The organism is Pantoea sp. GbtcB22, from assembly GCF_019091025.1.
Taxonomy (GTDB): domain Bacteria; phylum Pseudomonadota; class Gammaproteobacteria; order Enterobacterales; family Enterobacteriaceae; genus Pantoea; species Pantoea leporis.
In genome coordinates this window covers 1-309 of sequence record NZ_JAGXKB010000069.1, presented here as the reverse complement: position 1 = coordinate 309, position 309 = coordinate 1, and the positions used below count along the sequence as shown (strand labels likewise).

Genomic DNA, 309 nt, shown 5'->3' with positions numbered 1-309 from the left:
CGCCCGGCACCTTGATGGTGAATCTGGTGGGCGGTTTTATCATCGGTGCGGCGCGGGCTTTCTTTGTGCGTAATCCGCATATCGATCCCTTTTGGAAACTGTTAATTGTCACTGGCTTGTGTGGCGGTTTAACCACCTTTTCCACTTTTTCTGCAGAAATTGTTGGGTTGCTACAATCAGGTAAATACCTTTGGGCGATGGCGAGCGTGATGGTGCATGTTATTGGTTCGCTGCTGATGACCTTCGCCGGTTTTTCCGCGGTCAATCTGCTCGGATAACCATCGCGCTTGAAATAACTCCTCAGAGGTA

The 309-nt window shown here is 50.2% G+C and carries 1 protein-coding gene; it reads left to right on the top strand.

Annotated features, from left to right (window positions below):
* The coding region (gene crcB / locus KVT28_RS24810) for a fluoride efflux transporter CrcB (RefSeq protein ID WP_217550794.1) at positions 1-278 on the top strand (278 nt) is incomplete at its 5' end.
* Positions 279-309: the final 31 nt, after the last annotated feature.